Origin of the sequence: Dietzia maris (assembly GCF_014144855.1) — a bacterium.
GTDB classification, from domain to species: Bacteria; Actinomycetota; Actinomycetes; order Mycobacteriales; family Mycobacteriaceae; genus Dietzia; species Dietzia kunjamensis.
Window position 1 is genome coordinate 1 of record NZ_JAALDN010000197.1, and the last position, 9,272, is coordinate 9,272.

A 9,272-nucleotide genomic window follows, 5' to 3' on the forward strand; every position below is an offset into this window, starting at 1 on the left:
AGGGGCGCGACCAGACGACCGGCTCGGCGCCCGCGGCCACGACCGGCCCCGGCGTGACGGGTGACCCCGTGGGTTCAGAGACCGGAGAGGACCTGACGATCGAGTCCGCCGATCCCGAGGGGCCCTCGGACCAGTCCGCCGACACCTCCCCCGCCGCGGGCAGCGCGGTACCCGGTCCGGCGGCCGGGTCCGCACCGCAGCCCTCGGACGACCAGCCGGTCGGCGAGGCGTCCACGGACGGGACCGCGACCGACAAGTGATCGACCGGGACCCGATCCCCGACGACTCCACAGCCGACGACACCGCACTCGAGGTCATCGCGTCGAGCCTGCCCGAACTGGGTCCCCTGGACGTCCACGCGCTGTACAAACTGCGTGTGGACGTCTTCGTCGCGGAACAGGACTGCCCGTACGCCGAGATCGACGACGTCGACGCCGATCCCGGCACGATTCACCTGCTGGCCCGTGCACCGGACGGCGCGGTCGTCGCGACACTGCGGGTGTTCGGATCGGACGCGGGCGACGGGGTCATGCACATCGGACGTGTCTGCACGACGCCCGCCTGGCGGGGTCGGGGCATCGCGGCGCGGCTGATCCGCCGGGGGCTCGTGCTGTGCCGGGACCGGCCCGTGGAGATCGGGGCCCAGGCCTACCTGGAGAGGTGGTACGAGCAGTTCGGATTCGCGCGGTGCGGGCCGGACTATCTCGATGGGCGGATCCCCCATCTCCCCATGCGGCGCGACCTCCTAGGATGAGACCCGGCTCACCCCCTTCGATCCCTCCCGAGGACACACATGACGTCTGACGCTCCCTCCGGCTCGCTGGTCAAGGCTCTCCTCCCGGAGAGCGAGATGCCGACGCACTGGTACAACATCCAGGCCGATCTCCCCGAGCCCATGGCACCGCACCTGCACCCGGGGACCAAGGAGCCGCTCGGTCCCGAGGACCTCGCCCCGCTGTTCCCGATGTCCCTCATCGAGCAGGAGGTCACGCCGGAGCGCTACATCGAGATCCCCGAGGCGGTGCAGGAGATCTACCGGCTGTGGCGGCCGTCGCCCCTGATCCGGGCCCGCCGCCTGGAGAAAGCGCTCGGCACGTCGGCGCGGATCTACTACAAATACGAGGGCACCAGCCCGGTCGGCTCGCACAAGCCCAACACCGCGGTCGCACAGGCCTACTACAACGCCGCCGAGGGCATCACCAAGCTCACCACCGAGACCGGCGCCGGCCAGTGGGGCGCCTCTCTGGCGTTCGCCGGTCAGGCCTTCGGCATCGAGGTGGAGGTGTGGCAGGTCAAGGCCTCGTTCGAGTCCAAGCCGTACCGCCGGATGCTCATGGAGACCTTCGGCGCCTCGGTCCACCCGAGCCCGTCGGACCTGACCGAGGCGGGACGCTCGTTCCTGGCCAAGGACCCGGACACCCCCGGTTCGCTCGGCATGGCGGTCTCCGAGGCCGTCGAGGTGGCCGCCGGCGACCCCGAGGCCCGCTACTCACTGGGGTCGGTGCTCAACCACGTGTGTCTGCACCAGACCGTGATCGGCGCGGAGGCCCTCAAGCAGCTGGGCATGTTCGGCGAGGACGCCCCCGACTACGTGTACGGCTGCGCCGGTGGCGGCTCCAACCTCGCCGGGTTGGCCTTCCCGTTCATCCGCGAGAACCTCGCCGGCGCGCGGACGCAGATCATCGCTGTCGAGCCCACGGCGTGCCCTTCGCTGACCGAGGGCGAGTTCCGGTACGACCACGGTGACGTCGCCGGCCTGACCCCTCTGATGAAGATGTACACCCTCGGTCAGGACTTCGTCCCGGACCCCATCCATTCCGGTGGCCTGCGCTACCACGGCATGGCGCCGCTGGTCAGCCACGTCAAGCACCTGGGCCTGCTCGATTCCATGGCGGTGGAGCAGAACGTCGCGTTCGCCGCGGGCGTGGAGTTCGCCAAGGCGGAGGGCATCGTTCCCGCACCCGAGTCGACGCACGCCCTCGCAGGTGCGATGGCCAAGGCCCGTGAGCACACCGGTGAGGCAGGCACCGGACCGTCGATCGTGATCGGCCTCTCCGGTCACGGCTTCCTCGACCTCCCCGCGTACGAGTCCTTCATCCGCGGTGAGATGGGCTGACGCCTCCGAAGACCCCCCGACCGTTCCACACCCTCGATCACAGGAGCCCCCCTATGACCAAGACCATCGACTTCACCGACCGCGTCGCGATCATCACCGGCGCCGGCGGCGGCCTCGGCCGCGCCTACGCGCTCGCGCTGGCAGAGCGTGGCGCCAAGGTCGTCGTCAACGACCTGGGCGGCGACGTCCACGGCGAAGGTGGCACCCCCTCCCTGGCGCAGCAGGTCGTCGACGAGATCACGGCCGCCGGTGGCGAGGCCATCGTCGACGGCAACGACATCACCGACGAGGCCGCCGTCGCGTCCCTCGTGTCGACGGTGATCGACAAGTGGGGCCGCATCGACGTGCTCATCAACAACGCCGGCATCCTGCGGGACAAGTCGTTCGCCAAGATGGAGATGGACGACTTCCGCAAGGTCGTCGAGGTGCACCTCATGGGATCGGTCAACTGCACCAAGGCCGTGTGGCCGCACATGGCCGAGGCGGGCTACGGACGCATCCTCATGACCGCCTCCACCTCCGGTATCTACGGCAACTTCGGCCAGGCCAACTACGGCGCCGCCAAGTCCGGGCTCGTCGGTCTGATGAACGTCCTGGCGATCGAGGGCGCCAAGAAGAACATCAAGGTCAACGCGATCGCCCCCACCGCGGCCACGCGGATGACCGAGGATCTGCTGCCGCAGCGGGTGCTCGACATCATGGGCCCGGAGACCATCGCCCCCGGCGCCCTGTTCATGGTCAGCGAGGACGCCCCGACCAAGACCATCCTCGGTGCCGGCGCCGGCGTGTTCGCCGTGTCCCAGATGGTCGAGTCGCGGGGCGTCTACCTCCCCGACGACGCGCGCACCCCCGAGGTCGTCGCCGAGCGTTGGAACGAGATCGCGGACGTCACCGACGCCAACCCCCTGGAGTCGGCTTTCGAGCAGACCTCCAAGTACGCCGCGCTCGCCGCCCGCGAGCTGGGCCTGCACCTGGAGAGCTGAGGAAGGGCCGCCGCCGCGACACCCCGCCACCCCGGCAGCCGCCGGAGCCCCGCCGGAGCCCCGGCCGGAGCCCCGCCGTCGAGAAGGGCGTTCCGCACACATCCGCCGAGTATGGATGTGCGGAACGCCCTTCTCGTTGAGCGCTGGGCGGGGCCGGAGCGGGCGGCACTGGTGGCGCTGGGGCGGGCGGCGGCGCCGTCTCACTCCTGGTCGGCGAACTGGGTTTCGTAGAGCTCCGCGTAGCGACCACCGGTGGCCAGGAGCTCGGCGTGCGTGCCCGACTCGACCACCCGGCCGGCCTCGAGGACCAGGATCGTGTCGGCGGCGCGCACCGTCGACAACCGGTGGGCGATCACCAACGAGGTGCGGTCGGCCATCGCCTCGCTCAGCGCCTCCTGGACGGCGGACTCGTTGGTGGAGTCCAACGCACTGGTGGCCTCGTCCAGCACCACCACCGACGGGGCGGCGATCAGCAGCCGCGCGATCGTCAGTCGCTGACGCTCACCTCCCGACAGCCGGTAGCCGCGATCACCGATGACGGTGTCGAGACCGTCCGGCAGCGACCGCACGAGATCCTCGAGCCGGGCCCGGCGCAGCGCGTCCCAGACGAGGTCATCGGAGACCTCCGGCCGCGCGAAGGTGAGGTTGGAGCGGATCGTGTCGTGGAAGAGGTGGCCGTCCTGCGTGACCATACCCACCGTGCGCCGCAGCGACGACGAGGTGACCCGACGCACGTCGAGTCCCGACACCCGCACCGCACCCGAGTCGACGTCGTACAGCCGCGGCAGCAGGGAGGCGATCGTGGACTTGCCCGCGCCGGACGACCCGACCAAGGCGATCATCTGTCCCGGTTCGGCGCGGAAGGAGATCCCGTGCAGGACCTCCTGGCCGCCGCGGGTGTCGAGGACCGCGACCTCCTCGAGCGAGGCGAGGGAGACCTTGTCCGCCGAGGGATAGGAGAACGTGACGTCGTCGAACTCGATGGTCGCCGGGCCCTCCGGGATGGCGACGGCGTCAGGGGCGTCGGAGATGAGCGGTTCCAGGTCGAGGACCTCGAAGACCCGCTCGAAGCTGACGATGGCCGTGACGATGTCCATCGGCGCGTTGGCCAGGGAGGTCAACGGGCCGTACAGGCGGGTGAGGAGCAGCGCGAGGGCCACGACGGACCCCGCGTCGAGAGCGCCGTTGAGTGCGAACCACCCGCCGAGCCCGTAGACGAGCGCCAGCGCCAGCGTGGACACCAGGGTCAGCGAGTTCATGAACACACTCATGAGCAGCGCGGTTCGCACGCCGATGCCGCGGACCCGGCCCGCGCGGGCGGAGAACTCCGCCGACTCCGTCTCAGGACGTCCGAAGAGCTTGACCAGGGTCGCGCCGCCGGCGTTGAACCGCTCGGTCATCTGGTCGTTCATCGACGCGTTGAGATCCGAGGCCTCGCGGCGGAGCCGCGCGAGCCGCTTGCCCACGTAGCGGGCCGGGAACAGGAAGATCGGCAGCAGCAGGACGGACAGGACGGTGAGCTGCCAGTTGATACCGGCCATCACGGCCAACGTGAGTACGAGCTGCACCAGGTTCGACACGACCCCGGACAGCGTGTCCGAGAACGCCCGCTGGGCACCCATCACGTCGTTGTTGAGGCGACTGACCAGCGCGCCGGTGCGGGTGCGCATGAAAAAGGCGACCGGCATCGTCTGGACGTGGTCGAACACCGCGCGGCGCAGGTCGAGGATGAGCCCCTCCCCGATCCGTGCGGACCACAACCGGGTGACGACGGCGACGATCGCCTCGATGATCCCGATCGCGGCGATGGCGAGCGCGAGGCCGATCACGACCCGGACCGGCGAGGCCTCGACGATCGCGGTGACCACGCGGCCGGCGAGCAGCGGTGTCGCCACGGCGAGGGTGGCCCCGAAGACGGAGAGCACCAGGAAGAAGACGATGCGCCGGGTGTGCGGGCGGGCGAACTGTCCGATCCTGCGGAAGTTCTCGCGGGTGAACACACTGCGGTCCAGCGCGATGTTGTTGTTCTCGGCCCGCATCAGCGTGCGCATGGCGGCCTGCTGCATCGTCACGTAGCGGTACTCCTCCCGCGCCGGAGAGGGGCCCCGACGACCGTTCGGTACAACCCGGCACGGGGCCCACGTATTCCGGCCCGCGACCGCGGTGGCGTTCCTCGTCGTCGTCGCCCCGATCCGGTCTTTGGACAAAATCTGGGGTGATGTCTAGACACGGCGGGGGAATTTGTCTAATGTCAGGGGCAACACAGTGGCATACGCCACACCTTGTTGACCCGGAGGTCGTCTGCGATGTCCAGCACCGAGTACATCAGCCCCACCGACGGGGCACCGCACACCCACCACGAGGCGGACGCCGCCGTCGAGCCCTACGCGTGGACCGACGCCAAGCGGTACCTGTGGCTGCTCGGACTCATCCCCGCGATGGGTCTGTTCGTGTCGATGCCGATCGTCGCCGGCTTCAACGCCCTCGGCTGGGGCGTGGCGGCCACCGTCGCCTGGTTCCTCCTCCCCTTCCTCGTCTACGTCGCGATCCCCCTCGGGGACCTCGCCGTCGGCGCCGACGGTGAGAACCCGCCCGACGAGGTCATGGACAAGCTCGAGGCCGACCCGTTCTACCGGTGGTGCACGTACCTGTACATCCCCTTCCAGTACGCGTCCCTCATCGCGGCCGCCTACCTCTGGTCCGCCGACGACCTGTCGTGGCTGGGCTACGACGGGGGACTCGGGATCGCCGCCTCGATCGGCGTCGCCTGGACCGTCGCGATCACCGGCGGGATCGGGATCAACACCGCCCACGAGCTCGGGCACAAGATCGCCGGCAGCGAGAAGTGGCTGTCCAAGGTCGCCCTGGCCACCACCGGCTACGGACACTTCTTCATCGAGCACAACCGCGGACACCACGCGCGTGTCGCCACTCCGGAGGATCCGGCCAGCTCGCGCTTCGGTGAGTCGTTCTGGGCCTTCCTCCCGCGCAGCGTGTTCGGGTCGCTGACGTCGGCCTGGCACCTGGAGTCCGAGCGGCTCCGGCGGCTGGGCAAGAGCCCGTGGACCCTGCGCAACGACAACCTCAACGCCTGGCTCATGACGGTCGTGCTCTTCGGCGGACTCATCGCCGTGTTCGGCTGGGAGATCGCGCCGTGGCTCATCGTGCAGGCCGTCTTCGGCTTCTCGCTGCTGGAGGTCGTCAACTACCTCGAGCACTACGGCCTGCTCCGCCAGAAGACCTCCGCCGGCCGCTATCAGCGCTGCCGCCCGGAGCACTCGTGGAACTCCGACCACCTGGTGACCAACATCTTCCTCTACCACCTGCAGCGTCACTCCGACCACCACGCCAACCCCATGCGTCGCTACCAGGTACTGCGCAGCTTCGAGCAGGCCCCGCAGCTGCCCTCGGGCTACGCCACGATGATGGTCCTGGCCTACGTGCCGCCGCTGTGGCGCAAGGTCATGGACAAGCGCGTCCTGGCCCACTACGACGGCGACATCACCCGCGCCAACATCCAGCCGTCCAAGCGCGAGAGGATCCTCGCCCGGCACGGCGCCGGGTCGACGGCGGTCGCCGAGCAGATCGTCGCGGACACCGACATCGCGACCGATCAGACCTCACCGACCGGTGAGTACGTGTGCCCCAACTGCGGGAACCACTACTCGGAGGCCGCCGGGCTGCCGCGCGAGGGTTTCCCCGCCGGGACCCCGTGGTCGGCCATCCCCGACAGCTGGCGGTGCTCGGACTGCGGCGTCCGCGACAAGGTGGACTTCCTGCCCGTGAAGTGACCCCCGCGTGCGGGGCTCCGATCGGCCCTCCGCCGCCCGGCCCACGGGATCAGGAACAATGGACACCATGCCCCGTCACCGCCCCACAAGTGACCGACGCTCCCCCGGCGACCCCCGCGGGGAGCGTCGGTCACTGCGCTCCACCGTGTTCGAGGCCATGCACGAGCTGCTGGGCTCGCACGACTGGTCCTCGGTGACCATGTCCGACGTGGCCCAGGCCGCCGGTCTCAGCCGGCAGACCCTGTACAGCACCTTCGGCAACCGTCAGGGACTGGCCCAGGCGTACGCACTCCAGCTGTCGGAGACCTTCGCCGGGGAGATCCGCGACTCGATCATCCGCCACCCGGGGCAGATCGACACCGCGCTGAACGAGGGGATCAACGGGTTCCTCCTGTCGAGCCGGAACGACCCGCTGGTCCGCGCCCTGCTCACCGGCGACATCAAACCGGACCTCCTGCGCCTCATCACGACCGAGGCCGGGCCGCTCATCGAACGGGCCACCGAGGTGCTCACCCCCGCCCTGTCCGACAGCTGGATGCGCATCGAGGAAGCCCAGGCACGGCTCGCGGCGTCGATCATCGCCCGGATCGGCATCAGCTTCATCTCACTGCCGCCCAACGACCCCGACCAGCTGGCGTCGGGCCTCACCGAGGTCATCGCCCCGTACCTCCAGAAGGTCATTCAGGTCGACGTCCAGGGGTGAGCCCCCGGCCCCGCGGGGCCGGGGCGCTCTACGCGCCGTCGGCGATGGTCGACCGCGCACCCGGCTGTCCCGGCACCGGGACGCTCGCCTCGAGGAACAGTCCCCGCGCCTCCACGCACAGCCGGTCGCCGGCGTGGATGGTGGCGTGCGTCCACGTCTTGCGGCCGTCGACCTCGTGCACCCAGGCCCGGAACGTCAGCGGCTGGAGCAGCGGCGTGGGCGAGCGATAGTCGATCTCGTAGTGCGCCGTCATCCCGAAGCGGCCACCCCAGTGGTTGGCGAAGCCCATCATGTGGTCGATGACGAGCGCGCTGATCCCCCCGTGGACACACGCCGGCGGGCCCTGGTAGACGGGACCGAGGGTCACCTCCGCCATCACCGACCCGTCGTCACAGCCGTGGAACTGCACCGGCGGGGCGATCGGGTTCTCTTGCCCGCCGACCGGGTTCGAGCGACGGGTCCCGGCACCCGTCCACATGTTCTCCAGCCGACGTGAGGGCGATGGGACTCGCGGCTCCAGCAGATCAGCGACTTCGGCCAGGCGGTCGGCGATGTCCCCGAGCTCGACCTCGGAGTGCGCCAACGCCGCCGTCGCCTCCCGCAACCTGCGCAGTTCGGCCACCGCGCGGTCCAACTCCGGGTCCGCCGGCGGCAGCTCGGGGACGGGGATCGGGTCGAAGGAGTCCCCGAACCGGCTCCGCGCGGCGTCGAGGGAGAACTGGTCCGGATCCAACCCCGGGAGGGGTACTCCACCGAATCCGGGACGATCGCTCTGTTTGGTCATACTCTTAGAGTATGTCGACACCTGTCAATCCGAAGCCGTTCGATCCCGTTACCTATGGCCCGTGGGCCCTCGTCGTGGGCGGAAGTGAGGGCGTGGGCGCCGAGATCGCGTTCCGCCTCGCCGATCAGGGCGTGTCCTCCGTGCTCGTCGCCCGCAAGGCCGGGCCCCTCGAGGAGACCGCCGAGGCCGTCCGCGCCAAGGGCGTCGAGTGCCGGGTCGTGTCCGTCGACCTCACCGAGCCCGGCGCCACCGAGGGCATCGCCGCGGCCTGCGAGGGCCTCGACCTGGGGCTGCTCGTCCTCAACGCCGGCGCCAACACGTACGGCTCCGAGTTCGTCGAGTCCGACATGACCCAGGTTCAGAAGGTCATCGACCTCAACATCACCTCGCCGATGCAGATCATCCGGCAGTTCGGCCCCGCCCTCAAGGCCCGCGGCCGCGGCGGCATCGTGGTGATGGGCTCGATGGCCGGCTACCTCGGCCACGCCGACATGAGCGTGTACTCCGCGGCCAAGGCGTTCAGCCGGGTCTTCGTCGAGGGCCTGTGGCTCGAGATGCGGGAGCACGGCGTCGACGTCGTCGAGGTCATCCTCGGCGTCGTCCGCACCCCCGCGATGATCCGCGCCGGCCTGGACATGGACCTGCCCGGCTTCACCGTCAGCGAGCCCACCGAGGTCGCCGAGGAGGTCCTGGCGTCCATCGGCAACGGCCCGATCCACGTCTGCGGCGGCGAGAACAACCGCAAGGGCGTCGAGTTCTCCTCCGGCGTCGACCGGGGACGGATCGTGGCCGGATCCCACAAGCGGATGACGGCGCTGCGCGGGAACTGAAGTCCGACGCGACGCACGCGTCGGTGCCCGGCCGCGGATGCTCCTATGGATGTCAAGCGGCTTTG

General features: G+C 69.8%; 8 protein-coding genes and 1 pseudogene. 7 read left to right on the top strand and 2 right to left on the bottom strand.

Annotation, left to right across the window (positions count from 1 at the left end; genetic code table 11):
• The 4 genes and pseudogenes from G6024_RS07120 to G6024_RS07135 form a co-directional block, all read left to right on the top strand.
• Positions 1 to 260: pseudogene (locus G6024_RS07120) on the top strand (hypothetical protein); the annotation flags it as partial.
• Positions 257 to 754 (top strand): GNAT family N-acetyltransferase, encoded by a 498-nt coding sequence (locus G6024_RS07125; protein WP_235027797.1) that lies wholly within the window; start codon positions 257 to 259, stop codon positions 752 to 754. The pseudogene G6024_RS07120 and the gene G6024_RS07125, both read left to right, overlap by 4 nt.
• 39 nt (positions 755 to 793) lie before the next feature.
• Positions 794 to 2,116 (top strand): TrpB-like pyridoxal phosphate-dependent enzyme, encoded by a 1,323-nt coding sequence (locus G6024_RS07130; RefSeq protein WP_067716519.1) that lies wholly within the window; start codon positions 794 to 796, stop codon positions 2,114 to 2,116.
• A gap of 53 nt (positions 2,117 to 2,169) precedes the next feature.
• Positions 2,170 to 3,099: an SDR family oxidoreductase gene (locus G6024_RS07135; protein ID WP_067716521.1), complete on the top strand. Its 930-nt coding sequence runs from the start codon at positions 2,170 to 2,172 to the stop codon at positions 3,097 to 3,099.
• A 200-nt stretch (positions 3,100 to 3,299) separates the two neighbouring features.
• Here G6024_RS07135 and G6024_RS07140 read toward each other — a convergent pair whose 3' ends face one another.
• Positions 3,300 to 5,165, bottom strand: a complete 1,866-nt coding sequence (locus G6024_RS07140) for an ABC transporter ATP-binding protein (RefSeq protein WP_067716547.1) — start codon at positions 5,163 to 5,165, stop codon at positions 3,300 to 3,302.
• Positions 5,166 to 5,405: 240 nt separating this feature from the next.
• On the opposite strand from G6024_RS07140, the gene G6024_RS07145 reads away from it, so the two are divergent.
• Together G6024_RS07145 and G6024_RS07150 are read left to right on the top strand one after the other, a co-directional pair.
• A complete protein-coding gene (locus G6024_RS07145; RefSeq protein ID WP_067716525.1) occupies positions 5,406 to 6,890 on the top strand; it encodes a fatty acid desaturase in 1,485 nt (494 codons plus the stop codon).
• A gap of 58 nt (positions 6,891 to 6,948) precedes the next feature.
• A complete protein-coding gene (locus tag G6024_RS07150) occupies positions 6,949 to 7,593 on the top strand; it encodes a TetR/AcrR family transcriptional regulator (protein WP_067716528.1) in 645 nt (214 codons plus the stop codon).
• A gap of 28 nt (positions 7,594 to 7,621) precedes the next feature.
• On the opposite strand, the gene G6024_RS07155 is transcribed toward G6024_RS07150, so the two are convergent.
• A complete protein-coding gene (locus G6024_RS07155; RefSeq protein ID WP_067716530.1) occupies positions 7,622 to 8,377 on the bottom strand; it encodes a PaaI family thioesterase in 756 nt (251 codons plus the stop codon).
• 11 nt (positions 8,378 to 8,388) lie between these two features.
• Here G6024_RS07155 and G6024_RS07160 point away from each other — a divergent pair, with 11 nt between their 5' ends.
• Entirely contained in the window at positions 8,389 to 9,207 is an 819-nt protein-coding gene (locus G6024_RS07160; protein ID WP_067719997.1) for an SDR family NAD(P)-dependent oxidoreductase, read from the top strand.
• Positions 9,208 to 9,272 lie beyond the last annotated feature (65 nt).